The sequence below is a fragment of the Cupriavidus sp. CuC1 genome (genome assembly GCF_044627735.1).
Classification (GTDB): domain Bacteria; phylum Pseudomonadota; class Gammaproteobacteria; order Burkholderiales; family Burkholderiaceae; genus Cupriavidus; species Cupriavidus ulmosensis.
In genome coordinates this window covers 31,780-55,980 of the sequence record NZ_JBIUHC010000019.1, presented here as the reverse complement: position 1 = coordinate 55,980, position 24,201 = coordinate 31,780, and the positions used below count along the sequence as shown (strand labels likewise).

General features: G+C 65.3%; 18 protein-coding genes and 1 pseudogene. 7 read left to right on the top strand and 12 right to left on the bottom strand.

The window, feature by feature from the left end; all coding sequences use genetic code 11:
* Positions 1–57: 57 nt before the first annotated feature.
* The 7 genes from ACGLHR_RS11015 to ACGLHR_RS10985 all read right to left on the bottom strand — a co-directional run bounded on the left by ACGLHR_RS11015 (position 58) and on the right by ACGLHR_RS10985 (position 8,677).
* A complete protein-coding gene (locus ACGLHR_RS11015; protein ID WP_400093783.1) occupies positions 58–1,170 on the bottom strand; it encodes an acetoin dehydrogenase dihydrolipoyllysine-residue acetyltransferase subunit in 1,113 nt (370 codons plus the stop codon).
* On the bottom strand, positions 1,170–2,186 hold the full coding sequence (locus ACGLHR_RS11010) for an alpha-ketoacid dehydrogenase subunit beta (RefSeq protein ID WP_318235684.1): 1,017 nt from the start codon (positions 2,184–2,186) through the stop codon (positions 1,170–1,172). The genes ACGLHR_RS11015 and ACGLHR_RS11010 overlap by 1 nt, the downstream gene beginning before the upstream one ends.
* Positions 2,187–2,265: 79 nt before the next feature.
* Positions 2,266–3,270 (bottom strand): thiamine pyrophosphate-dependent dehydrogenase E1 component subunit alpha, encoded by a 1,005-nt coding sequence (locus ACGLHR_RS11005; RefSeq protein WP_400093781.1) that lies wholly within the window; start codon positions 3,268–3,270, stop codon positions 2,266–2,268.
* Positions 3,271–3,281: 11 nt separating this feature from the next.
* The gene (locus tag ACGLHR_RS11000; protein ID WP_400093780.1) at positions 3,282–4,400 is read right to left on the bottom strand and encodes an ATP-NAD kinase family protein; all 1,119 of its coding nucleotides are present in this window, start codon (positions 4,398–4,400) and stop codon (positions 3,282–3,284) included.
* A 260-nt stretch (positions 4,401–4,660) separates the two neighbouring features.
* On the bottom strand, positions 4,661–6,685 hold the full coding sequence (locus ACGLHR_RS10995) for a sigma-54-dependent Fis family transcriptional regulator (protein WP_400093779.1): 2,025 nt from the start codon (positions 6,683–6,685) through the stop codon (positions 4,661–4,663).
* 240 nt (positions 6,686–6,925) lie between these two features.
* Positions 6,926–7,687 carry a haloacid dehalogenase type II gene (locus ACGLHR_RS10990; protein ID WP_400093777.1) on the bottom strand — a complete coding sequence of 254 codons (762 nt, stop codon included), beginning with the start codon at positions 7,685–7,687 and terminating at the stop codon, positions 6,926–6,928.
* 27 nt (positions 7,688–7,714) lie between these two features.
* Complete coding sequence (locus ACGLHR_RS10985) at positions 7,715–8,677, bottom strand: aldo/keto reductase (protein ID WP_400093776.1); 963 nt, start codon at positions 8,675–8,677, stop codon at positions 7,715–7,717.
* A 283-nt stretch (positions 8,678–8,960) separates the two neighbouring features.
* Between ACGLHR_RS10985 and ACGLHR_RS10980 the strand changes: the two genes are divergently transcribed.
* Positions 8,961–10,532, top strand: coding sequence for a methyl-accepting chemotaxis protein (locus tag ACGLHR_RS10980; RefSeq protein WP_400093775.1), 1,572 nt, complete (start codon positions 8,961–8,963; stop codon positions 10,530–10,532).
* Positions 10,533–11,387: 855 nt separating this feature from the next.
* Positions 11,388–11,667: pseudogene (locus ACGLHR_RS10975) on the top strand (GNAT family N-acetyltransferase); the annotation flags it as partial.
* Positions 11,668–11,710: 43 nt separating this feature from the next.
* On the opposite strand, the gene ACGLHR_RS10970 reads toward ACGLHR_RS10975, so the two are convergent.
* On the bottom strand, positions 11,711–12,727 hold the full coding sequence (locus tag ACGLHR_RS10970; protein WP_400093773.1) for an LLM class flavin-dependent oxidoreductase: 1,017 nt from the start codon (positions 12,725–12,727) through the stop codon (positions 11,711–11,713).
* A gap of 81 nt (positions 12,728–12,808) precedes the next feature.
* Between ACGLHR_RS10970 and ACGLHR_RS10965 the strand changes: the two genes are divergently transcribed.
* Positions 12,809–13,468, top strand: a complete 660-nt coding sequence (locus ACGLHR_RS10965; protein WP_318236791.1) for a TetR/AcrR family transcriptional regulator — start codon at positions 12,809–12,811, stop codon at positions 13,466–13,468.
* Positions 13,469–13,510: 42 nt separating this feature from the next.
* Here ACGLHR_RS10965 and ACGLHR_RS10960 read toward each other — a convergent pair whose 3' ends face one another.
* The 4 genes from ACGLHR_RS10960 to ACGLHR_RS10945 are packed head-to-tail and all read right to left on the bottom strand — an operon-like array spanning position 13,511 to position 16,270.
* Positions 13,511–13,951: a YbaN family protein gene (locus tag ACGLHR_RS10960; protein WP_400093772.1), complete on the bottom strand. Its 441-nt coding sequence runs from the start codon at positions 13,949–13,951 to the stop codon at positions 13,511–13,513.
* A complete protein-coding gene (locus tag ACGLHR_RS10955; protein ID WP_400093771.1) occupies positions 13,944–14,249 on the bottom strand; it encodes a hypothetical protein in 306 nt (101 codons plus the stop codon). Before ACGLHR_RS10955 ends, ACGLHR_RS10960 begins: the two co-directional genes overlap by 8 nt.
* A 30-nt stretch (positions 14,250–14,279) precedes the next feature.
* Positions 14,280–15,632: an ATP-binding protein gene (locus ACGLHR_RS10950; protein WP_400093769.1), complete on the bottom strand. Its 1,353-nt coding sequence runs from the start codon at positions 15,630–15,632 to the stop codon at positions 14,280–14,282.
* Positions 15,608–16,270, bottom strand: a complete 663-nt coding sequence (locus tag ACGLHR_RS10945; RefSeq protein WP_400093768.1) for a response regulator transcription factor — start codon at positions 16,268–16,270, stop codon at positions 15,608–15,610. Before ACGLHR_RS10945 ends, ACGLHR_RS10950 begins: the two co-directional genes overlap by 25 nt.
* A 448-nt stretch (positions 16,271–16,718) precedes the next feature.
* Between ACGLHR_RS10945 and ACGLHR_RS10940 the strand changes: the two genes are divergently transcribed.
* From ACGLHR_RS10940 to ACGLHR_RS10925, 4 genes are all read left to right on the top strand, one after another.
* Positions 16,719–17,981, top strand: a complete 1,263-nt coding sequence (locus tag ACGLHR_RS10940) for a TolC family protein (RefSeq protein WP_400093767.1) — start codon at positions 16,719–16,721, stop codon at positions 17,979–17,981.
* A gap of 2 nt (positions 17,982–17,983) precedes the next feature.
* The gene (locus ACGLHR_RS10935; RefSeq protein ID WP_400093765.1) at positions 17,984–19,045 is read left to right on the top strand and encodes a metal transporter; all 1,062 of its coding nucleotides are present in this window, start codon (positions 17,984–17,986) and stop codon (positions 19,043–19,045) included.
* A gap of 6 nt (positions 19,046–19,051) precedes the next feature.
* Positions 19,052–22,207 (top strand): efflux RND transporter permease subunit, encoded by a 3,156-nt coding sequence (locus ACGLHR_RS10930; protein WP_400093763.1) that lies wholly within the window; start codon positions 19,052–19,054, stop codon positions 22,205–22,207.
* Positions 22,208–22,290: 83 nt separating this feature from the next.
* Entirely contained in the window at positions 22,291–24,060 is a 1,770-nt protein-coding gene (locus ACGLHR_RS10925) for a phospholipase D-like domain-containing protein (protein ID WP_400093762.1), read from the top strand.
* The last annotated feature ends 141 nt before the right edge of the window (positions 24,061–24,201 follow it).

Genomic DNA, 24,201 nt, shown 5'->3' with positions numbered 1-24,201 from the left:
AGGTGTTTCCCGCCTTCTGGGCGGGAAACACGGCTAAGCCGAAGTGTCGAATCGGGGTTAGCCACTTACATGCCGCTTGAGCAGAGCATTGACTTCGTTGGCCTTCTCCATCTGGCTCATATGGCCCGCATCGTCGAACACCTTCACCGTGGCGCCGGCAGGTGCGTTGCCTGCGTGCGACGCGGGGATGATCCGGTCCTGCGCGCCCCAGATCACCAGCACTGGCTTGCCGGTGTCGGCGAGCTTGCGGCCAGGCAGTTCGGTTTGCCTGCCGCCGCCGAACAGGCTGGCGCCCAGCGCGCCAAGCGCCTCGGTTACGCCATCGAGCCGCTTGTACTTGAGCAGGTCGTCCAGCATCTGGCGGCTGACCAGCCCGGCATCGGCGAACAGCAGTTCCAACACCGGCTTGAGATCGCGGCGGGATTGCGCGTTGACGAAGCCTTCGGTGTATTGGCTGTTGACCTCCTCGCCAAGGCCGGCCGGCGATACGAGCGCCACCGAGCGCACGCGTTGCGGCGCGTCCACCGCCAGTTGCGCGGCTACGCCGCCGCCCATCGAATGGCCCACCAGGTGGGCCTGGCCGATGTCGAGCGCGTCCATGAAATGCGCGACGAATCCGGCAAGCGATGCAAGCGTGGTGCCCGGCAGCCTGGGCGTGGAGTGCCCGTGCGCCGGCAGGTCCAGCGCAATGACGGTGTGCGCGTCGGCCAGAGCGTCGAGGTTGAACAGCCAGTTGTCCAGGTCACCGCCGAAGCCGTGGATGAACAGCACCGTGTCCGCGCCCTCGCCGCGCTTTGCGTAGCGCACGCGGATGCCGTCGACCTCGATGAACTGGTAAGCCGAGGCAGCGGCGTCCTCATCGCCTTCATCAGCGGCGGGCGTTTCATAGGCGGCGACAAAGGCGTCGATGTCCGCGTCGCTGACCTCGGGCGGCGCCAGTACGCCGAGCAGCGCCTTGACCGGCAGGATGTCGCCCACGGCGGCTACCTTGCGGCGCAGGGTGCCGGCGTCCGGCGCTTCCACCGCATTGGCGATCTTGTCGGTCTCCACATCAAGGATCGGCATGCCTACCGTGATCTGCGCGCCCTCCTCGACCAGCCAGTCGTTGATCGTGCCTTCTTTCATCGACAGGCCCCATTTGGGCATGACGATAGGAGTGATCTCGGCCATCAGTGTTTCCCTCCTTTCACGGTCTTGCGCGCGGCTTCGGCGATGTGCGCCGCGCTGGGGATGTACAGGTCTTCCAGCGCGGGCGAGAACGGCACCGGCGTGTGCGGCGGGCAGACCATCTCGATGCCAGCCTTGAGCGCGCCGAACGCGCGCTGCGCCACCTGCGCGGAGATGTCGGTGGCGATATTGCAGCGCGGGCTGGCTTCGTCCACCACCACCAGGCGGCCAGTGTTTTCCACCGACTCCAGCACGGTGTCGATATCCAGCGGCGAGAGCGTGCGCAGGTCCACGATCTCCGCTTCGATGCCTTCCTTGGCCAGCGTGGCCGCCGCCTCCAGCGCACGGTGCACCATCAGGCCGTAGGTGACGATGGAGACGTCCTTGCCGTCGCGCACGATATTGGCTTCGCCGAAGGGGATTGCGTAAGAGTTCTCCGGCACCTCGCCTTCGAAGCCATAGAGATTCTTGTGCTCGCAGAAGATCACCGGATCGTTGTCGCGGATCGCCTGGATCAGCAGGCCCTTGGTGTCGTACGGCGTGCTGGGGCACACCACCTTGAGGCCGGGGATATGCGTGAACAGCGGCGTCAGCATCTGGCTGTGCTGGGCGGCTGCGCGAAAGCCAGCGCCCACCATGGCGCGGATCACCACCGGCGTCTCGGCCTTGCCGCCGAACATGTAGCGGAACTTGGCCGCCTGGTTGAAGATCTGGTCGAAGCACACGCCCATGAAGTCGATGAACATCAGCTCGGCAATCGGGCGCATGCCGCAAGCTGCCGCGCCGATGGCCGCGCCCACATAGGCGGATTCGGACAGTGGCGTGTCCAGCAGGCGGTCGCCGTGCTTGGCGTACAAGCCCTTGGTCACGCCGAGCACGCCGCCCCAGGCGTCTTTCTCGCCGTCCGCGCCGGCGCCGCCGACGATGTCTTCACCGAGCATGATCACGCTCGGGTCACGGGTCATTTCCTGGTCGATCGCTTCGTTGATCGCCAGCTTCATGCTTAATTTGCGGGACATGGTGTGGTCTCCTGATCGTGCTCTATTGGTGCTTGGTCTTCGTTATGCCGTGGGATTCGGGATGCCTGGCTGGCTGTGCTCAGTAGCTGACGTACACATCGGTCAGCAGGTCGGCGGGCGAGGGGAACGGCGCTGCCTTGGCCTGTTGCACCGCGTCCTCGATCAGTGCGGCAACCTGCTCGTCGATGGCCTTGAGTTCGTCCAGCGCGATCACGCCGGCCTGGGTCACGGTGGCGGTGAACTTCTTCAGGCAGTCCTTGTTGGCGCGGATGTCGTCGAGTTCGCCGGAGGCGCGATAGGTTTGCGCGTCGCCTTCGAAGTGGCCGTAGAAACGGACCATCTTGCATTCCAGCAGTGCCGGGCCGCCGCCTTCACGGGCCCGCTTGATGACTTCGCCTGCCGCCTCGTGCACCGCGAAGAAATCGGTGCCGTCCACCGTCACGCCGGGAATGCCGAAGCCGGCGGCGCGGTCCACATAGCTGTCCACGGCCGTGCCGTAGTCGCGCGCGGTGGATTCCGCATAGCCGTTGTTCTCGATCACGAAGATCACCGGCAGGTTCCATACCGCGGCCAGGTTCAGGCTCTCCAGGAACGTGCCCTGGTTGGAGGCGCCGTCGCCGGCAAATGTAATGCCGATCTCGCCCTTGCCGCGGAACTTGGCGGCCAGCGCGGCACCGCAGATCAGTGGCGCGCCTGCGCCCAGGATGCCGTTGGCACCCATCATGCCCTTGGACAGGTCGGCAATATGCATCGAGCCGCCCTTGCCATTGCAGGAACCGCCCTTGCGCCCGTAGATCTCCTTCATCATCGCCACCGGGTCCACGCCCTTGGCAATGCAGTGGCCGTGGCCGCGGTGCGTGCTGGCGATGCGGTCGCCGTCGCCCAGGTGGTGCAGGATGCCGACCCCGGCGGCTTCCTCGCCGGCGTAGAGGTGGACGAAGCCCGGGATGTCGCCGCGCCCGAAATCCACGTGCAAGCGCTCTTCGAAATCGCGGATGGTGCGCATCCTGCGATAGACGGCGAGCAGTTCCTGTTTGTCGAGGGGCAGCGTGTTCCCGGTGGTACCGGATGCGTTGGCTGTCATGTCTGTCTCCTTCAAGGTTTTGTGGTGGCGGTAAAAAGCTCGGTGAGTGGCTGGGGTGGGGGTTGCTGTTGCTGCGGCGGCGCACGCCCGCTGCGCATCAGCCCGGCGGCGGCGGCATAGCGCATGCAGGCCGCCACGTCGATGCTAAGGAAGGCGTGTTCGCGCAGCGTCACGGTGACTTCGTCGTGCGGGCCGAACACCAGCTCGCGCTCGCCGTCCAGCGCAACGATGCCGGCGCGCTGGCGCACGCGGTGCGCAACGCCGTCGGTCAGGCGCTCCCAGCCCGCGATGGGCACCGCGCGCAGCAGGCCGGGCGCAATCGGCGCGCGCAGCTCGAAGCGGCCTTCGCCGGGCGCGGCCAGCTCGATCGCCAGGCCGCCGGATTCATGCCTGCCCACTGGCTCCAGCAAGCCGCCGATGGCGGACAGGCCAATTGCCTGCGGGTCGGCAAAGGACACATAGACGGCGCCCAGCGTCTCGGTCTTCCACAAGGCGCGCGCGCCGATGAAATGCTCGTGCGAGATCACGGCGTCGACCAGCGCGATGTCGTGGCGCACCTCGCCTTCGCCGGCAATCGTGATGTCGAGCCGTTTGTTGCCGGCCAGCGCCTGCGTGGCGGGAATGCGGCCGCTGGCGAACAGGCCCGTGGCCAGCCCGGTGATGGTGGGCTCGCGCATTTCGGGATAGGCGTTGTTGGTGCCGGTGGAGATGCCGGCAATCGGCACGCTGCCGCATTCGCGCACCACCGCGCGGTGGGTGCCGTCGCCGCCCAGCACGATGATGGCGGCGACGCCCGCCTCGCGCAGCATGCGTGCAGCCAGGAAGGTGTCGTCGACGCGCGCGGTGACCGGCATGTCGAGGTACTCCACTTCCGGCAGCGCGGCATCCGGCCCCTGGCGGCGCGACAGGTGGCGCGCCAGCAGCACGCGCATGCCCTCCCGGTCCGGCATCATCAGCACGCGGCCCACGCCGCAGGCAGCCAGCGCGGCCAGCAGGCGCAGCACGATATTGACGCGATCGGCCAGTTGCAGCGTGTTGGCGTTGGCGATCACGCGGCGGATATCGCGCGCGGAAATCGGGTTGGCGATGATGCCGACCAGCGGCCGGTCGGCCAGCGCTTGCTCACCCATGCCTGTCTCCTGTCTTTCTGGTTATGACAGGCATATCGCAATGGGCGTGCCAACCCGCATAGGCACGTCGGAAGCGGGAAAAACTCGGGATTACCCCAAGAAAACGCGGGGCGCGCCGGGACATTGCAGGCTGTGCGCAGGCCGCAGCGTGACAGGTGTCACAGCATCAGGTGTACAGGGCGTGAACAGGTGTAGCGGGGAGCTTGAACCGGGTTGAGAAGGCGGCGCGGGCGAGCCGCGCCGCCATGTTCGCTGGCTTGCTAGTGCGCCGCGTCGCGCTGGTTGGGCGACGCGATGCCGTAGCGCGCCATGCGGCGGTACAGCGTCATCCGGCTCACGCCGATCTGGCGCGCCACCGCGCTCAGGTTCCAGCCGGCCGCGCGCAGGTATTGCATCAGCAGCATGCCTTCCGGCGGCAACTGATGCGGGTCGAAGCCCGAGGCCGGCAATGCCGGCGCGCAGGCGGCTTCGACGGCCGCGCTGCCCGGCGGGACGCTGGCGGAAACGGGAAGCAAACCCTGTTGGGGCATCCCCTCGCCAATGCCTTCCGGGAGATCCTCCACCTCGATGTGGCCGTCGTCACAGACCGCCCGCGCGTACTCCAGCGCATTGCGCAGCTCCCGCAGGTTGCCGGGCCAGCGATGCGCATGCAGCCGCGCGCGCGCCGCGGGCGACAGGGTCACGGTAGCTGGCTTGCCGCCAGCGTCCAGCATCTTGCCGATCAGCCAGTCCCGGTCCGTGCGCTCGCGCAGCGGCGGCAGCATCAACCGCGCGCCGTTGAGCCGGTAGTACAAGTCCTCGCGGAAGCGCCCGCTGCTCACCAATTGGTCCAGCGGATGGTGCGTGGCGGAAATCACGCGCAGGTTGACCGGCACCGGGCGCGCCGCGCCGATGGCAAGCACCTCGCCCTCGGCCAGCACGCGCAGCAGGCGCGACTGCAGCTCGCGCGGCATGTCGCCGATCTCGTCGAGGAACAACGTGCCGCCGTCCGCCTCCTGGATCAGCCCGCGCTTGGGCCGCGAGCCGGCGCCCGAGAAGCTGTTGGGCAGGTGGCCGAACAGCTCGCTCTCGATCAGGGATTCGGGAATCGCCGCGCAATTCACCGCCACGAAGGGGCCGTCGCGGCGCGAGCTGGCCTGGTGCAGGGCCTTGGCCAGGTACTCCTTGCCGCTGCCGGTCTCCCCGTTGATCAGCAGGTTGATGGGCGAATCGACCAGCTTGGCGGCCCGCAGCAATTGCTGCTGCAGTGCGGCATCGCCACCGCACAGCGCGGCCAGCGGCGCCTGCAGCGGCGTGGCCCGCTCGGTGGTGTCACGCGCGCGCTGCCAGCGCAGAGCCGGCGGCATCACGCTCAGGTAAAGCCGCGCGCCGGTGCGGGCCAGCGCCAGCGCGCGCTGCTCGCTGGGGCGCGAATGCATGAAGCGGCCCAGCTCGTCGAGCCGCGCCTCGAACAGCGACTCGAACGGCATGCCAAGCAGCGGCGCGCCGCCCGGGGCCACGCCCAGCTCGGCCTCCAGCATCTGCTGCGCGCGGCGGTTATGGCCAACGATGCGGCCCGACGCGTCAAGCGCGAGCAGGTATTCCGGGTTGACGTCGACAAACTCCGGGGCCGCATTGAGCTTGAGGATCCAGTCTTCGCGGTGACTGCGCACAAAGCTGGCGTTCTCGATCCGGCTGGCGTAGATGCGTACCATCTGCAGTGCCAGGCCCTGGCTGTCCTTGGCTTGCGGCGAGGTCAGCGCGGAAATGTCGAGGATGGCGCAGAGGCTGCCGTGCGAATCGAACAGCGGCGCGGCGGTGCAGGTCAGCGGGATATGGGTGGCGTCGAAATGATCCGCCTGGTGCACGGTCAACGCCTGGCCGGTGGCCAGCGCGGTGCCGACCGCGCAGGTGCCGGCGCCGGACTCGCTCCACTGCGCGCCCAGGTACAGCCCGGCGTGGCGCAGGCGGGCATCGGCGTTGGCGTCGCCCAGGTAATCCACCGTCACGCCCTGCGCGTCGGTCAGCAGCACGACATAGCCCATGCCGGCCACCTGGCTATAGAGCGTCTGCAGCCCGTGGCGCGCGATCCGCGCGAAATCGTCGATGCGCTGCTGGTGCTCGCGCAGCCGGGTCTGCGGCAGGATGTGCGCCTCTTGCATGCGCGCCGGATCCAGCCCGTACTGATGCACGCAGCGCCGCCACGAATTCTGGATGATGGTTTCCGGCGCACGCACCATCGGCGCGCTGGCGCGGGTGGTGAGCTGGACTACCGTGTCGATGTGCTCGCGTTGCCGCAGGTCCATCGTGGTCTCCTTGTCGTCTCCTGGCGCGCCGCCGTGCCGGCGCGCGCCAACTCCCGGCTCTGGCGTGGCCTCTGTTGCGCCGCAGGGTTGCGGTATGGGCGGCCGGGAGTCCTAATGTATCCGACAGGGAGTGGCTTGGGCAAACCCGATCGCACTGGCCGGACGCGCGCCATGTGCAGCGCAAGGCCGCAAAGGCAGGCTTTCCCAGGCCGATGTGCGCTAGTTAGCGCACGCAGGCGCTCAAACGCCCAGCCGCTGCGCCAGTTCCGTCAAGCTGCTCACCACCACATCCCAGTCCGACTCGGCCGCTAGATCCTTGGACTGGTTCGGGCCATACTCCGTAGGCCGGTTGACATAGGCGGTGCGCATCCCATGCGAGCGGCCATGCCGCAGGTCATTATTGTGCGCCGCCACCAGCATCACCTCCTGCGGCTCCAGGTCGAAGAAGGCAATCACGCCCCGGTAGATCTCCGCCTCCGGCTTGAAGTGGCGCACGATGTCCGCGCTGAACACCGCGTCCCACGGCAGGCCGGCATGCTTGGCCGTGTCGACCAGGCACTGCACGCTGCCGTTGGAGAAGGTGGAAATGATGTACCGCTGCTTTAGCCGCGTGAGGCCCGGCACGGCATCCGGCCATCCGGAAAGGCGGTGCCAGGCGCGGTTGAGGTAGTCCTTCTCCGCTTCGCTGAGCTCTTCGATGCCGAACTGGTCGAGCAGCGCATCGAGCCGCTCGCGATGCAGCACGTCGATATTGGCCCACGGCCGCTCGCCCTTGCGCACGCGCTCCATGCCGGGCACGTAGCCGGCGCGCCAGGCGTCGGCGAAGGCGGTCCAGTCGGCCTCGATGCCCTTCTCCTGCCCGAATGCGGCCAGGTCCGCGATCACGCTGGTGCGCCAGTCCACCACGGTGCCGAAGACATCGAACACCAGCGCCTTGACCGCGCTCAGGTCCGGCGTGTTGCCGCCCGCGCTGTTGCCGTGGCTCATTCTCTTCTCATGCATCCCTTGATTCCTCCAGGGTAAGCGCGCTCAGGCGCTGGCTTGATCCAGCAGCGCGATTTCGTCGGCGCTCAGCTGCAGGCGCGTAGCGGCGATCAGGTCGTCCAGCTGCGCCAGCGAGGTGGCGCTGGCAATCGGCGCGGTAATGCTGGGGCGCGCGATCTGCCAGGCCAGCGCTACCTGCGTCGGGTTGGTGGCGGTGCGCGCCGCGACCTCGTCCAGCGCCGCCAGGATGCGCAGGCCGCGCGCATCGAGATAGGCCTTGACGCTCTGGCCGCGCGCGCCGCTCTTGTCCAGGTCGGCCTCGCAGCGGTACTTGCCGCTCAGGAAACCGCTGGCCAGCGCATAGTAGTTGAACACGCCCAGGCCTTCGCGCAGCACCAGCGGCTCCAGCTCGGCCTCATACTCGCTGCGGGTATAGAGGTTGTAGTGCGGTTGCAGGCTTTCATAGCGCGGCAGGTTGTGGCGGCGGCTGGTTTCCAGCGCCTCGGCCAGGCGCGCCGCGCTGTAGTTGGAGGCGCCGATGGCGCGCACCTTGCCGGCCTTGATCAGGCGGGCGTAGGTGTCCAGCGTTTCTTCCAGGGGGGTATCCTGGTCGTCGGTATGCGACTGGTAGAGGTCGATGTAGTCGGTCTGCAGGCGCTGCAGCGACGCGTCGACGGCGCGTTCGATATAGGCGCGCGACAAGCCCTTGCGGCCCTCGCCCATGTCCATGCCCACCTTGGTGGCCAGCACCACCTCGGCACGCTTGCCGCTGCGCTTGAACCACTTGCCGAGGATGGCCTCGGACTCGCCGCCCTGGTTGCCCGGCACCCAGCGCGAGTACACGTCGGCCGTATCGATGAAGTTGAGCCCGGCGCCGACAAAGGCATCGAGCAGCTTGAAAGAGGTGGACTCGTCGGCACTCCAGCCGAACACGTTGCCGCCAAATGCCAGGGGCGAGACTTCCAGCCCGGACCTGCCCAGTTTGCGTGTGGTGATGCTTGAGGTCATGCGTTTTGCTCCGCGGGTTGCGTTGAGCCGCCCGTCATCCAGGCGCGGCTTAAAGCACATTGTAGGCAGAGATCGGAAACCTTGCCGATCCAGGGCTGGGTTTACCTTAGGTCACTTCATCTCCACCCATTCAAGTCCCAACGGTGGTGGGTCGTTAACCGGCTGTGGCCAGGCTATGCGCAGCGAGCGGAATCGTGTCGCCTGTGCCTGTCTGTCAACACCAAGGTCAGGCCGATGCCGCGCCGCCGGCGCGAACGGCTGCCCGTTCCCGGTAAGCATGATCATGAATCGAATTTCGTTGAACGCCAAACTCTGGGCCGCGCTGGTGGCAATGTGGCTGGCCCTGCTCGCGCTGGGCACCTGGAGCGCCGTGGACACCCGTGCCACCATGATGGCCGAGCGCCGCGCGAGCCTGCAGTCGCTGGTGGCGACCGCCGAAGGCATCGTCAAGCTTTATGTAGACCGCGCCGCCAAGGGCACCATGAGCACTGAGGACGCGCAGGTCGCGGCCAAGGATGCGCTGCGCGAGATGCGTTTCGGCGACAAGGGCTACCTGTTCCTGCTCAACTCCAAGCCGCAAGTGGTGCTCAACCCGGGGCTGCCGCAGATGGAAGGCAAGGTCGTGGGCGACTTCAAGGACCCCGACGGCAAGCTGGTGTACCAGAGCATCGTCGATGCCGGCAAAGCGGGCGCGCGCGCCGGCGCCAGCCCCGACAACAGCTTCACCACCTATCGCGGCCGCATCCCGGGCACCGAAACGCCCGCGCTCAAGCTGACTTACGTGCGCTACGTGCCGGCCTGGGACTGGCACGTGGCCACCGGCGTGTTCCTCAAGGACATCGAAAGCAGCTTCCGCGACAACCTGATCTCCGCGGCCATCAGCACCTTGCTGATCGGCGCGCTGGTATCGGCGTTCATGCTGGCCATCATGCGCACCGTGCGCAAGAGCCTGGGCGGCGAGCCGGCCTACGCCACCGAGGTGGTCACGCGCATCGCCGACGGCGACTTCACGGTGCCGGTACGCATCCGCGCTGGCGACGAGCACAGCCTGCTGGCGGCCATGCAGCGCATGCAGCAGCGCCTGTCCGGCACGCTCGGCGAGATCCGCGGCGCGGCGGATTCGATCGCCTCCGCCACGCAGCAGATTTCCGCGGGCAATACCGACCTGTCGCAACGCACCGAGGAACAGGCCTCGGCGCTGGAGCAGACCGCATCGAGCATGGAAGAGCTGACGGGCATCGTGCGCCAGAACGCGGACAATGCGCGCCAGGCCAGCTCCCTGGCGGTCAACGCCTCCGATATCGCGCATCGCGGCGGGCAGGTGGTCAACCAGGTGGTGACCACCATGGGCGAGATCAACGGCGCCTCGCGCCAGATCGTCGACATCATCGGCGTGATCGAAGGCATCGCCTTCCAGACCAATATCCTGGCGCTGAATGCCGCCGTGGAAGCAGCGCGCGCCGGCGAACAAGGCCGCGGCTTTGCCGTGGTGGCGGGCGAGGTGCGCAGCCTGGCCCAGCGCTCGGCCACCGCCGCCAAGGAGATCAAGGGCCTGATCGACAACTCGGTGGCCCAGGTGGACAACGGCTCCGCGCTGGTCGCCAAGGCCGGCCAGACCATGCAAGACATTGTTGGCGCGGTCAAACGCGTGACCGACATCATGGGCGAAATCAGCGCGGCATCGAACGAACAGAGCGCCGGCATCGAGCAGGTTGGCCAGGCGGTCAACCAGATGGACACGGTGACCCAGCAGAACGCGGCGCTGGTGGAACAGGCCGCCGCCGCGGCCGAAGCACTGGCCGAGCAGGCGCAATCGATGATGCGTTCGGTGGCGTCGTTCCGGCTGGCTGCTTAAGGTAGAGCGACTTCCAAGCGCCGAACGAAGCTGACAGGGATGGGCCAAAGCCGTTGGCCATGACGACGGCAGTCACTCCCCCAGCCCCTCTCCCACAAGTGGGAGAGGGGAGCAAACCGGCGGCAAGATCAACCAATTGTGGTAGCCGTGATTTCCGCCGCCCAGGCGGAAATCGCCCAAGCGCGATGCGAAGCGAGCCGTCAAGGTTTGAATCTCCCGTTATGCGGCGCCTCGTCGGCAAGCCAAAAGAGCGGAAAAGAGGGACCCATGTCTGAGCATCGCCCTAAGGCGATGTGAGTTTGGGTCCCGGCCGCTCTTTTGGCTTGCCGACGAGGAGTCTTTCGCCGCATCCGGGTCGCCTTCTTTGCCTACTTTCTTGGCGAGACAAGAAAGTAGGTCGCCTCCCCGCAGGAGAGGTGAAACTGCCTTTGACTTTAAGCAGTTGAGCTTTTGACCTTTTGACCTTTTGACGTCAAGCAGGCCAACACCACATCCAACGCCCGCCCTCTCCCCCGACCCCACTTGACACGGTTGCTCTCCCGCACGCGGGAGAGGGGAGCCACCCAGACAGCAAGAGTGAGCCCGCGCCACACCGGCAGCGGGCTTTTTTCTTTCATGCTGACGCCAAGGTTCTGATCGCCGCGGCATGCCTGAGCCCTTTGTTCAGCGAAGAAGGGCCGCTCCTGCTGACAAGGCAGCCCGTTGAAAGCCGGCCCCTTGACAGCCAAGTCCCTGTGCTGGAGCCTTGACCGGCACCGACCCAGCACCGACCCTCGCGCATGCGGGCACGCCGGCCTATCACCCGATGGCAAGTGTTCGCGTGGTGGCTCTTCTCCGATGAATCGGATGACCGGGATGACCGAACACATCACCGTGCGGCGTGCCGGCGCCGGTGAAGCCGCCGCTTGCATCGAGCCGCTGGCCGACGTGCTGATCGATTGCGTGGAGGGTGGCGCGTCGGTGAGCTTCATGCTGGCGCTGCCGCGCGAGAAGGCCACGCAGTTCTGGCGCGGCGTGGCCGATGGCGTCGCGCGTGGCGAGCGCGTGCTGCTGATCGCGCAGGACGGCGAAGGACAGATCCTTGGCACCGATTATTCTGTCGATGCCTGTCAACCAGCCTCACCGCGGCGACGTGTTCTTCTACAAGCACCTCTGAGAGGTTCCGCGCAATCCGCGCTTCAGATCGTGACCCTGGCCGGCAATTCCACCGCACGCATGGCCTGCGCCGCGATCTCGAAGGAGCGCAGGCGGGCTTCATGATCGTAGATCTGCGCGGTGAGCATCAGCTCATCGGGTTGCAGTTCCTCGACGAAGGCGCGCAAGCCGTTGCGCACGCCTTCCGGATCGCCCACCACCGAGCACGCCAGCGAGCGCCGGATATGCGTGGCTTCGGTTTCCGTCCACAGCAGCTCGATATTGTCCACCGGGGGCCGGATCGGGCCAGGGCTGCCGCGCACCAGTGCCAGGAATTGCTGCTGCAGCGACGTGAACAGACGCCGAGCCTGCGCATCCGAATCCGCCGCGAACACATTCAGGCCCAGCATCACATGCGGCTTGGACAGTTGCTCGGACGGCTGGAAGGTCTTGCGATACAGGTCCACCGCCTGGCGCATGAAGCCCGGCGCGAAGTGCGAGGCAAACGCGAAAGGCAGGCCCATCGCGGCCGACAACTGCGCGCTGAACAAGCTGGACCCGAGCAGCCACAACGGCACCTTCAGGCCCGCGCCGGGCACCGCACGCAGGCGCTGGCCGGGACGCGGATCGTCGAAGTACGCCTGCAACTCCTCCACGTCCTGCGGGAAGGCATCGGCCGTATCTTGCGTGGCGCTGCGGCGCAGCGCCCGCGCGGTGGACTGGTCGGTGCCCGGCGCGCGGCCCAGGCCAAGGTCGATGCGGCCGGGGAAGAGCGACGCCAGCGTGCCGAACTGCTCTGCCACCACCAGCGGTGAATGGTTGGGCAGCATGATGCCGCCCGAACCCACGCGGATGGTGGAAGTGCCGTTGGCGACATAGCCGATCAGCACCGCCGTGGCTGCGCTGGCGATGCCAGGCATGTTGTGATGCTCGGCCAGCCAGAAGCGGCGGTAGCCCATCCGCTCGGCGTGCTGGGCAAGCGCGAGCGAATTGCGCATGGCCTGGCCGGCGTCGCCGCCTTCCACGATGGGCGACAGGTCAAGCAGGGAATAAGGGATCATGGCGAGCGACTGCGGCGCAGCAATTTATTGAACGATCACTATACTAATCACCACTGGCGTCACTGGCAACGGAAAAATATAATGACCACTATGAAAAAGAGTGTTTCCGGTGCGGGCCGCGGGCGGCCCAGGCAGTTCGATCGCGACGAGGCGCTGGGCCAGGCCTTGTCGCTGTTCTGGCGCTATGGCTATAGCTCCACTTCGATCTCCGCGCTCACCGAGGCCATGGCAATCACCGCGCCCAGCCTGTATGCCGCGTTCGGCAGCAAGGAGCAATTGTTCTACGAAGCCGTGGACCGCTATGCGGATACCCACGGCGCGCTGCTCTACGCGCCGCTGCAAGGCGCTGGCAGCGCGCATGACGCCGTGCACGGCCTGCTCGCCGGCGCGGCCGCCTTGTTCAGCGCCAAGGGCAACCCCGCCGGCTGCTTCCTGATGACCGGTACCAGTTGCTCGGCCGACTGCGCCTATATCGAAGACACGCTGCGCGAGCGCCGCAAGGAAAAGGAGCAAGCCATGCAGGCCTGCATCCAGCAGGGCATCCAGCGCGGCGAACTGCCGGCCGGCACCGATGCGTCCGCGCTGGCCAAATTCTTCAACACGGTAATGCAGGGGATGTCGATGCAGGCGCGCGATGGCGCGTCGCGCGCCGCGCTGGAATCGCTGGCGGCTACCGCGATGCTGGCGTGGCCGGTGAAGGCGGCAAAGAAGGCCAGGCCGCGCGAAACACAGACCGCGTAGGGCGCTTGGGGCGCTTGGGGTGCATTGGGCGCGGCGCCCGTATCAAGCCACCGGCTCGGGCCGGCGCCACAGCCACACCAGCACGCAAGCCATGCAGGCAATCGCCCCGTAGGCCAGCCAGGGCCGATGCATGCCGAACAGCAGCACGGCGCTGCAGAGGCTCATGGCCACCGTGGCGCTCCACTTGGCGCGGCGGCTCACCATGCGGCCGTTGTGCCAGTTGTAGAGCATCGGGCCAAACACGCGATGGCCAAGCAGCCACGCATGCAGGCGCGGCGACCCCTTGGCCGCGGCCCAGGCGGACAGCAGGATGAATTCGGTACTGGGCAGGCCGGGCACGAACAGCCCGAGGATGGCTACGCCGAGGCTCAGCAGCGCCAGCGCGGTCAATAGCGCGCGTGCCGTGCGGGTGCGCGCCAGCCGCAGCGGCGGGTCGCTCGTGTTGGGACGAGGCATCGGCGAAGCAGCGTCGGCGTCATCCAAGATCGATATCCCGCTGGAGCAAGTACGGCGCCGCGACAAAGCTGGCATAGCCGGCCCGGCTGGCAAACGGCCTGGCGCGCTCCGTCAGGCCGTGCATGCGCTCGCGCTCAAGGCGCTGCGACAGGGAATGCTTGCCGGAGGTGGCGGCAACAGCTACGGCTACGGCAACGGCGCAAGGCATGCGGCAATTCTCTCGGTTCTGACAGAGGGCAAGGCTAGCCCCATTGTCCACGCGGGAGATGCAGGTGGTCAACGCCTCGATGAACGTGTCAACGCCCGGCGCACGGGCACGCGCCATGGCGCGGATCCCGGCAATGCCGGCTCGCCTTCAATTGCCTGCGAGGGGTTGCATGTACACGAACAGCAAGCCTGCCTTGCCGTTCAACGCGAGGGTATGCAGACTGACGTGGCCACGCAGGCGTGCCGCCGCGCTCCGGACAATAGCCAGCCCAAGCCCGCTTCCCGGCTGCCCCGACCCGACAACCCGATAGAACGGGTCAAACACGCGGGCAAGCTCCTCTTCGGGGATGCCCGGCCCCGTGTCTTCCACTTCGAATATGGCGGCGTCGGCCATTCGATACAGCCGTACATCAACCTTGCCACCAGGTGGTGTGTACAGGACCGCATTGTCGATGGCATTGCGGACCAGCACGCGAAAGTCTTCCTGATTCCCGCGAATCGTCAGCGCCTCACCGACCTCCAGGCCAAGGTCGATATCCTTGGAATCCGCGAACGGGAATATCTCCCCAAGCGCATCGATGACCACAGCCTTGGTGTCGATGTCGTGACTGACCGTTGGCGGCCCTGCATCCTGCTCAGCCAGCAACAACAATTGTTCGACCAGGGAGCGCATGCGCGAAATGCTCTTCCCCAGAGGCGCGAGGCGAGCCAGGGCTGCGTTGGTAGTGTCTTCGACAGTCAGCGCATTCTCAAGCTGGAGCGTCATCGCCGTCACCGGCGAGCGCAGTTCGTGCGCCGCGTCGGCGACGAACTGGCGTTGCTGCGCAATGGCCGACTGCAATCGCCCGAGCAGCCTGTTGGTCGCACTGACAAACGGCAGGATTTCCGATGGCACGGCCTGCGCGACCAGCGGCGCCAGATCCGTGTCGCCCTTCTTGTCGACCTCCGCAGCGAGTTGCTGCACTTTCCCTAGCAGGATCCGGATCAGGATTGCCGCCAGAAGTATCAGGACAGGGATCACGAATAACAGCGGAATCAGCGTGCGCAGCGCACTGTCGCGCGCAATCTCGTCTCGCGCCGAGGTTCGCTGCGCGACTGCCAGGCCATATTCCGCGCTCAGCGGCCTGACGTAGATGCGCCACGATTCCCCGTGCGAATCAATGGTGTGCAGACCATCGGATAGCTCGCCTGGCAGGGTCAGCGACAGGTCCGGCGTGACCACGCGGGTGGCTAGCTTGGATACCTTCAGCACCCAGATGCGCATCTCTGGCTCATCGGCCTGCGCAAACCCGCCTTGCGAAGACAGCGCCTTGGCATCGCCCGGCGAGACCAGCCAGGCGATCTCCCTGAGCTCGTCATCCTGCAGGTCGCGCGCCTCCTCTAAGGCGAACCAGAACGACGCCGCCGCCGCCACGAGCCCGATGACCAGGATCGTGCCGCAGATCGAGACGGACAACATCCATAGGAGTGAACGGTTCACCCCGCCTTTGGCACCATCCATCCCACCCCCCTGATATTCTTGATGACGCCCGCGTCGAGCTTTTTGCGGATCCCATGGATGAGGAATTCGATAGCGTTACTTTCGACTTCCTCGTTCCAGCCGTAGAGGCGCTCTTCGAGTTCATTGCGGGAGCGGATGACGCCGGGTCGGAGCAGGAACTCGCGCAGGAGCGCAAATTCGCGAGCCGACAGCTGGCGTTGGATCCCCTGGTACCAAACCTCGTGACTGGCCTGGTCCAGCGAGAGCGTGCCGTTGCAAAGGATTGGGGAGATCTCCTGGCCTTGCCGCCGCGTGAGGGCACGCAGCCGGGCCAGCAACTCGCCGATGTGAAACGGCTTGACCAGATAGTCATCCGCGCCGAGGTCCAGGCCGGCAATGCGGTCTTCTACCGCGCTGCGTGCCGTGATGACGAGGACCGGTACCGCATTTCCGTTCCTGCGTGCCTCGCGCAGTACCTCGAGGCCATCTTTTCCGGGAAGCCCCAGGTCCAGCAGAACCACCTCGTAGCGCTGGGTGCATAGCGCCGTAGCGGCCTGTCGGCCATCCGTCGTCCAGTCCACCGCATAGCCCGCGTCCCGCAGAGTCTGGCAAATGGCCTCTCCGATGAGGGGGTCATCTTCTACCAGTAGCGTTCGCATCCGCTCCCCATTTTCAATTGGTTGTCCATGCATGCCCGTGCGCAGCGTCTCAGTGCAGACTTAGCGGGGACTTAGCGGAGACTTAGCGGGCACTACCGCATAAGTCACTTCGATTTGCCCCCAGCTAAGTCCTCGCTAATTTTCGCTCCATATTCTCGCCCCCGCTTGTTGCCAACCACCATCCCGAGACCAACACCCGCTCACCTCATGGGGGTCTGAATCGGACGACCGAATCGACCAGAGGAGCCGAGGAATGAATGACGCAAATGCCACGCAGACGGCACGACCGGGCTCGATGCCCCGGATTCTAGCCTCGTCCCGGGCATGGCTCCTCCCGGTATGCTGCGCGATCCTTTCTGCTTGCGCGTTCGACCACTATGACGCACGCCCAATCTCTGCCAGCTCGATTGCCAACACAATTGACGAGCGTTCACTAGCATCGGCAGGCTTGCGCGACTTCATTGCGCGGCATTCCCCGCCCTCAAGCGCCGGCCGGCCATCACCCCGCTGGAACCTGGATACCCTGACTCTTGCCGCCTTCTACTACAACCCGGACCTGGACATCGCGCGTGCCAGGCTGGCGAGCACGGAAGCCAGCATGACGACCGCCGCGCAGCAGCCAAATCCGTCGCTGCAGCTGCCGTTGCAGGGCACCCTGAATCCCAAGGACGGGGACTCGCCATGGACGCTAGGCATTGCGCTGGACATCCCGATTCAGACTGCCGGCAAGCGCGGCTACCGGATGGACCAGGCGACGCACCTCGCAAGCGCGGCGCGCGACGACGTGGCAAATGTGGCCTGGAGCGTGCGAAGCCAGCTACGGACCCAGCTGTTGAACCTGTGGTTTGCGACTGCGCGCACGACGCTTCTCGAGCAGCAGCTGGCACAGTTCCAACGCATGAATGCCATCCTGGACAAGCGCGTCCATCTGGGCGAGGCCTCGGCATGGGAGCTGAATCAGCAGCGCCTGGCTCTTATCCAGGCCCAGGTGGACCTGCTGGACGCGCAGCGGCAGGCTGTCGCCGCCAGGATCCAGGTAGCCAATGTGCTTGGGTTGCGGCCGGGCGCGCTCAATGGCCTGGATATCGACCTTGCGGAGTTCGGGACACCTCATGCATCGGTCCCGGCCCCGGAAATCCGGCTGCAGGCGTTGCTGAACCGGGCCGACTTGCTATCCGGGCTAGCGCAATACGAGGCCAGTCAGGCCGCGTTGCAGCTGGAAATCGCCAGGCAATATCCGGACATCCATCTCGGCCCTGGCTATACCTTTGACCAAGGCCTGCACAAGCTTGGCTTCGACTTTGCCAATCTCGTGCTGCCAATCTTCAATCGCAACGAAGGGCCGATCGCAGAGGCGCGGGCGCGACGACTGGAAGCCGAAGCCCAGCTCAAGCGGCTTGAAGCCCGGGCGCTAGGCGAAACCGATGCCGCCATCGCAGCCTATCAAGCCACGCAGCGCATCGTGACAAGCAATGCGGAGCAGGTCAGTGCGCAAGGCCGCCAGCTCCGTGCAGCACGACGCGCCTTCGAAGCCGGACAGATTGACCGCATGGCGCTAACGCTTGCCGAACGGACTGAGCTTGCAGCGCGGCTTGCGCAGCAGGATGCCGAACTCCAGATGCAGCAGGCCATCGGCCGTCTGGAAGATGCTATCCAGCGTCCGCTCGCCGCTCCCGATGCGATCGCCAACCCGAACTACCAGGTCCAATGAGCATGACAAGAAAAACAATACTCAAGGGCATCCTGCTCTTGTCGCCGGCGATCCTGGCCGCGCTTGTGCTGGGTGGTTTCCTGCTGAGCAAGGGCGAGCAGGACAAGGAAGCGCAAAGCGAGGCGCCGGTCCCGAGCTCGGTCCGCGTCACGATGGCAGATGGCTTCACCACGCTGATGGTCGACGCTGCCATGCAGGCACGCAGCGGCTTCCAGGTGGATGCGCTGGCGCCCGCCGGCGCGACGACCGGACCCACTGCCTATGGCATTGCTCTCGACCTGCAACCCCTCATGGAAATGGCGAGCCGCTATGCCTCCGGCGTTGCCGAGCTGAACGCCGCCCAAGCTTCGCTCGACGCGTCGCGAGCTGACTATGAGCGTCTCCAGACGCTCAACGCAGACGCAAGCAATGTGTCGCTCAAGACAGTGCAAGCAGCGCGCGCAGTGCTTGCTTCGGCGACGGCAAGAGTCAATGCGGCACGCGCGGCAGTCGCCACCATTGCCAGCGCAGCTAGGCAGCAGTTCGGACCGGCACTTTCGGCCTGGGCATCGACGCCAGAATCTCCGGAGCTTGCCCCCTTCGTGGCACGCCGCCAAGTGTTGTTGCGCGTCGCCTTGCCGGCCGGGCCATCCGGAGCAGCCCCCGCGCTACTGAAAGTGACCACGGATGGCATGCCCGCGTTCGACGCTCGGCTGGTTTCGCCATCACCCCAGGCCGACCCCAGCATCCCGGGACAAGCTTACTTCTATCGCGCCGCCGTATCACTGGCTACCGGCATGCGCGTGACCGCAAACGCCCCGGCATCGTCGGCACAAAGAGACGGCCTGCTGGTGCCCGCTGGCGCCATCGTCTGGTATGGCGGTCAACCCTGGGCCTACGTCCAGTCCGACACTACGCACTTCCAGCGCCGGCCAGTCGACCCGCGCTCGCCGCAGGATGGGGACTTTGTCGTCACCGAAGGATTCAAGCCCGCCGACCGGGTCGTGGTCCGGGGCGCGCAACTATTGCTTTCCGAGGAATCCCGCGCACAGTTGGCGGGCCAGCAAGGTAACGACGCACGCTGACCCGATATGCTGACCTCCATTGCCAATTTCTCCGTCCGCCTGCGCGGCGTCATCTTTGCGCTCGCCTGCCTGCTCCTCGGCTACGGCATCTATGCCTTGCTCCAGAGCAAACTCGACGTCTTTCCGGAATTCACGCCACCGCTCGTTACCGTCCAGACGGAAGCCCCGGGGCTCTCGGCGGAGCAGGTCGAGCTGCTGGTCACCCAGCGCGTGGAGAACGCCTTGGGCGGCTCGATTGGGCTCGAATCCATGCGGTCCCAATCGATACAGGGCGTATCGGTCGTTACCCTGACGTTCAACGGCCAGACCGATATCCGCCGCGCCCGGCAGTTGGTGGCGGAGCATCTGGCAACCCTCACGGGCGAGCTGCCAGCGGGAGTACGCGCGCCGAAGATGACCCCTTTGAGCTCGGCGACCAGCATTGTGCTTGGGATAGGGCTGACGTCGGACACGCGTTCGCCCATGGAACTGCGCACTTTCGCCGAATGGACGCTAAAACCCCGGCTGTTGAGTCGCGCCGGGGTCTCGGACGTAAGTATCTACGGGGGCGAAATCAAGCAATACCAAGTCCAGGTCGACCCGCAAAAGCTGGTTCGGCTTGGATTGTCGCTGCACGACGTGGTCAGTGCGACGCAGCGCGCAACAGGCATCCGCGGTGCGGGCGTGCTCGAAACCCCGAACCAGCGCATTGTCCTCAACACCGTCGGCCAGACCACGACCGCCGAGCAGTTGGGCCAGGTTGTGCTGCTACAGAAGAACGGCGCCGTGGTCCGGCTCGCGGATGTCGGCAAGGTCGTACTTGGCCAGGAATTGCCGGTCAGCGGCGCCAACGTCCAGGGCAAGGCGGGCGTCGTGCTGATGGTCAGCAACCAGTACGGCGCGGATACCGTGTCGGTGACCAAGAACGTCGAGGCAGCGCTGGCAGCCTTACAGCCAATGCTGGCGGCCAATGGTATCCAACTGCACGCTGACATCTTCAGGCCCGCCAACTTCATCGTCGCCTCGACCGACCACTTGCGCACTGCGCTCGTTGTGGGAGCGGCGCTGGTGGTCATCGTCCTATTCCTATTTCTCTTCAACGTACGCACCGCCTTCATCTCAGCCACCGCCATCCCCCTCTCGCTGCTGGCCGCCGTCGTGGTACTGCACCACTTTGGCGTTGCACTGAATACGATGACGCTGGGAGGACTGGCCATCGCGCTGGGCGAGGTGGTGGACGATGCCATCATCGACGTCGAGAACATTTATCGTCGCCTGCGCGAAAACCGCCACTTGGCGACGCCGTTGCCCGCCATCACGGTTGTCGTCAACGCATCCACCGAGGTGCGAAGCGCGGTGATATACGCAACATTTACCGTCGCCACCGTCTTCCTGCCGGTGCTGAGCTTGTCCGGCGTTGCCGGCAAACTGTTCGCGCCACTCGGGATGGCCTACATCCTGGCCATCCTGTCGTCGCTGATCGTTGCGCTCACGCTGACTCCGGCGCTGTGTTACGCAATGCTGGCCAACCGGCCCAGCGACGCGCAGGAGCCCCACGTCTACCAATGGCTCAAGGCCCGTTACGCAGCCATCCTCATCCAGGTAGAGCAGCACTGGATTGCCGTCGTCGTGGCATTCTGCGGCCTGGTGCTGGCGACCCTGGCAACGCTTCCCTTCTTCAGCACGGAGTTTCTGCCGGAGCTGCGCGAAGGGCATTTCATCGCCCACATGCAGGCGACACCAGGCACGTCGTTGCAAGAATCTCTGCATATCGGGGAGCGCGTCAGTCATGCGCTACTGGAGGTGCCGAAAATACGGAGCGTGGCGCAGCGGGTTGGACGAACCGCGCGCGGCATCGATGTCTTCGGCCCGCAATATAGCGAGTTCGAAATCGACCTGAAGCCTGGCCTGGATGCGGAGGCACAGGAACAGACGCTGGCCGATTTACGGGACAAAATGGCGGGCTTTCCCGGCTTGACCTTTGCGACCGAAACCTTTCTGACCGAACGGGTCCAGGAAACCATTTCCGGCTACACGGCACCGGTCATCGTCAACGTGTTCGGCAATGACCTCGATATCCTGGACGGCCTGGCGCGACAGATGGCGCGCACGCTCAGCGCCACGCCGGGCGCGACCGGGGTGACGGTACAGTCTCCTCCCGAGATCCCCCAGCTAACCATCCGTCTGCGACAGGACCAGTTGACCCGCTGGGGCTTTGCACCGCTGGATGTGATGGAAGCCATCCAGACCGCTTACCAGGGCGCCGAAGTCGCCCAGGTCTATGAGGCAAACGCCGTCTTCAATGTGGCGGTGGTGCTCGCCAGCGAATCTCGCCGCACGCCGGCCCAGGTGGGCGGCTTGCCCCTGCGCAATGCCGACGGCATCATGGTGCCGCTAAGCCGCCTTGCGGACATCACGCAAACGACCGGCCGCTACCTCATTCTGCACGATGGCGGCCAACGGTTGCAGACCGTGACCGCGCATCTCAACGGTCCTTCGCTCGGTCAGTTTGTCGGTGAGGCTCAGCGACGCATTGCCGCCGACGTGAAGTTTCCGAAGGGCTATTACTTCGCCCTGTCGGGCGAGGCGCAGGCCCAGGCGCAAGCACAGCGGGACTTGCTGGTCTATTTCGTCATTGCGGCCGCCGGCATCGGCCTCCTTGTCTATCTGGCACTGCGCAGTTGGCGCGGCCTGGTCCTGGTCATGGCAAATCTGCCGTTCGCGCTGGTGGGTGGGGCGCTTACGGTGTTTGCCACGGGCGGATTGCTGTCACTGGGGTCGATGGTCGGCTTCGTGACCCTGTTCGGCATCACGCTGCGCAACTCAATCATGCTCATCTCCCACTACCAGCATCTGGTGCAGGTCGAGGGCCACACGTGGAATTTGGAGACGGCAACGTTGGGCGCGACTGAGCGGCTGGCCCCCATCCTGATGACTGCGCTCGTTACCGGGCTTGGACTGTTGCCACTGGCGCTCCAGTCCGGCGAGCCGGGTAACGAGGTCGAGGGACCGATGGCGATTGTCATTCTTGGCGGGCTCTTCACCTCGACCGTGCTGAACCTGCTGGTATTGCCAACCCTGGCGCTTCGCTTCGGCAGATTTGACCGCCAGGAGCATGATGGCCAAGGCCCTCGCAGCCGTGAGGAACGCGGCGCTCATCCGCAGGTGCGAGGTCAGGTGTAAAGCGCCAGGTCACCGCCGTGTCCGAAAATTGTCATAGAGGCTTGCTACAACCGTCTATGGACAACTCGGTTGCGAGGATAGCCATGCCTGTAAAAGTGAGGGGATACTTGTCGCCAACGCTGGTCTTGCTCGCCTTTGACTGGCCGGAGGGCAAGGATCGCGACGATTTTCTGGGGTTCGCCGTCAAACGCACACCTGGCTTCTGGTCGGCGGAGGGCACAACACGCGAAGCGGCGAGCTGGCTTCCAAATCGGAACACGTTTCACGGCCCTGTACCGGCAGGCCAGCCCGACGTGCCGTCCAAGGACGCACCCATCCAGAAGTTCATGTGGTGGGACAATCGCATCGAGTCCGGTAAGCAGGAAGACCGCGCCGGCACTTTTTCCTACGTGGTCTATCCGGTCGTCGGCACGCCGGCAGCGCCAATGCTGCTGGATGGCAGAAGCGCCATCTGCGAGCTTAAGCTGCCGGCGCATGTTGAAGACGGTGTGGGCACGTGGTTCAACCGCGCTGTCATGCGCTCCCAAGCATTCAGTCGCAAGGTCCTGGCCATGGGGTTGGCGTCAAATCAGCCTCCGCCGCCTGACAAAGACCTGGAACTCAGAACGTGGCTGGCGAACGGGATGGAAAGAGCGATTCCCTCCGTATTGGACGGCGCCACCGTCGCAGTGGGTGCTGCCTATCATCTGACCGACAAGCTCTGGATCATTCCCCAGCTCCGTCAGTTCTCGTCCGACCATGGTCATGAGGCAACGCTCGTCTACGATGCCCACCCGGTCAAGCAAGGGAATGCGCCGGCAAAACCGACGCCGAATGCGGATGCCGTCCGTGAGCTGGGCCACGATGTTGAGTTCTGCCCGCGGGACAAGACGAACATCATGCATGACAAGATTCTGGTCACGAACACAGGGGCCAGCAAGCCAGCCAGGGTACTGATGGGCTCTGCGAACTTTACGACCGAGGGTCTCACACAGCAGGCGAATCTATTACACACCTTCGCGTCGGAGGAGTTAGCTGCCCTCTACGACGAGCGGCTCGCGGCCATGGCTTCCAACCCTGGCCTTGCCGCAACTGCCAGTCTGACCCAGGATTGGTCGCCCTCCATCCAGGTAGGCAGCGTGACCAAAGTGCGAGCCATCTTCTCACCCGAGCCGACTGGCAGCCAGGTTCAGACCGAGACCATCATCGCGGCAATCGGCGCTGCGCAGCACTCGGTTCTCTTCTGTATGTTCTCCCCAACGGATGAACCACTCATCAACGCGTGTTTCAGGAAGGGCGACGAGGGCAAGATGATGTTCGGCCTCGTGAACCGCCTCAGCCGGAACACCGGTACCATACACTTGAAGGCAAACGCCTCTGGCAAGCCGGTTACGCAGGCACAACTGGCTGCGATCGAGCTCTACCATCGTTCGAAGACCAAGCGGGACGTGGTTGACGGCATGTACTTCACCAAGGACGCGGTACCGGACGGCTACGAGCCTGAGCTTCCGGTCTATCCGGGTGAACAGCCCCCGCCTTATCCGCCGGTCATCATCCACCACAAGTTCATCATCATCGACGCCGAGGGTGCCGACCCCATCGTCTACACCGGCTCGGCCAACATGAGCGAAAACTCACTGCACCACAATGACGAGAACTTGCTGGAGATCCGCAGTCCGAAAATTGCTGCCATCTACCTGGCCGAGTTCATGCGGCTGTATGAGCATTTTCGCGCGCGGGCCATCGCGATTGAAGTCGGCAAGGATCCCGCACGCAAGCTGGATTTGACCCTCGCGCCCGATGCAAGGTGGGCAAGGAAGTACTACATGGAAGGTAGTCCGGAATCCAAGGCGCGTAAGGCGATGGCCCAGTGACACAGGTCGGGGGTCGGGGGTCGGGGTAGACCTGACCGTGCGTGCGTCGAGACGCTAGAGCTCCACCTTCAGGAGTTCGTGCTGCTTCCAGCTGTCACGGAGAACTCCGCAGACGCTCGTAATTCCAGTGGTAAAGCAGCC

What these genes read in the sequence shown, in the direction of transcription:
- ACGLHR_RS11015 (WP_400093783.1), bottom strand. Translation starts at nt 1,170, where the DNA reads ATGGCCGAGATCACTCCTATCGTCATGCCCAAATGGGGCCTGTCGATG.
- ACGLHR_RS11010 (WP_318235684.1), bottom strand. Translation starts at nt 2,186, where the DNA reads ATGTCCCGCAAATTAAGCATGAAGCTGGCGATCAACGAAGCGATCGAC.
- ACGLHR_RS11005 (WP_400093781.1), bottom strand. Translation starts at nt 3,270, where the DNA reads ATGACAGCCAACGCATCCGGTACCACCGGGAACACGCTGCCCCTCGAC.
- ACGLHR_RS11000 (WP_400093780.1), bottom strand. Translation starts at nt 4,400, where the DNA reads ATGGGTGAGCAAGCGCTGGCCGACCGGCCGCTGGTCGGCATCATCGCC.
- ACGLHR_RS10995 (WP_400093779.1), bottom strand. Translation starts at nt 6,685, where the DNA reads ATGGACCTGCGGCAACGCGAGCACATCGACACGGTAGTCCAGCTCACC.
- ACGLHR_RS10990 (WP_400093777.1), bottom strand. Translation starts at nt 7,687, where the DNA reads ATGCATGAGAAGAGAATGAGCCACGGCAACAGCGCGGGCGGCAACACG.
- ACGLHR_RS10985 (WP_400093776.1), bottom strand. Translation starts at nt 8,677, where the DNA reads ATGACCTCAAGCATCACCACACGCAAACTGGGCAGGTCCGGGCTGGAA.
- ACGLHR_RS10980 (WP_400093775.1), top strand. Translation starts at nt 8,961, where the DNA reads ATGAATCGAATTTCGTTGAACGCCAAACTCTGGGCCGCGCTGGTGGCA.
- ACGLHR_RS10970 (WP_400093773.1), bottom strand. Translation starts at nt 12,727, where the DNA reads ATGATCCCTTATTCCCTGCTTGACCTGTCGCCCATCGTGGAAGGCGGC.
- ACGLHR_RS10965 (WP_318236791.1), top strand. Translation starts at nt 12,809, where the DNA reads ATGACCACTATGAAAAAGAGTGTTTCCGGTGCGGGCCGCGGGCGGCCC.
- ACGLHR_RS10955 (WP_400093771.1), bottom strand. Translation starts at nt 14,249, where the DNA reads ATGGCGCGTGCCCGTGCGCCGGGCGTTGACACGTTCATCGAGGCGTTG.
- ACGLHR_RS10950 (WP_400093769.1), bottom strand. Translation starts at nt 15,632, where the DNA reads ATGGATGGTGCCAAAGGCGGGGTGAACCGTTCACTCCTATGGATGTTG.
- ACGLHR_RS10945 (WP_400093768.1), bottom strand. Translation starts at nt 16,270, where the DNA reads ATGCGAACGCTACTGGTAGAAGATGACCCCCTCATCGGAGAGGCCATT.
- ACGLHR_RS10935 (WP_400093765.1), top strand. Translation starts at nt 17,984, where the DNA reads ATGACAAGAAAAACAATACTCAAGGGCATCCTGCTCTTGTCGCCGGCG.
- ACGLHR_RS10930 (WP_400093763.1), top strand. Translation starts at nt 19,052, where the DNA reads ATGCTGACCTCCATTGCCAATTTCTCCGTCCGCCTGCGCGGCGTCATC.
- ACGLHR_RS10925 (WP_400093762.1), top strand. Translation starts at nt 22,291, where the DNA reads ATGCCTGTAAAAGTGAGGGGATACTTGTCGCCAACGCTGGTCTTGCTC.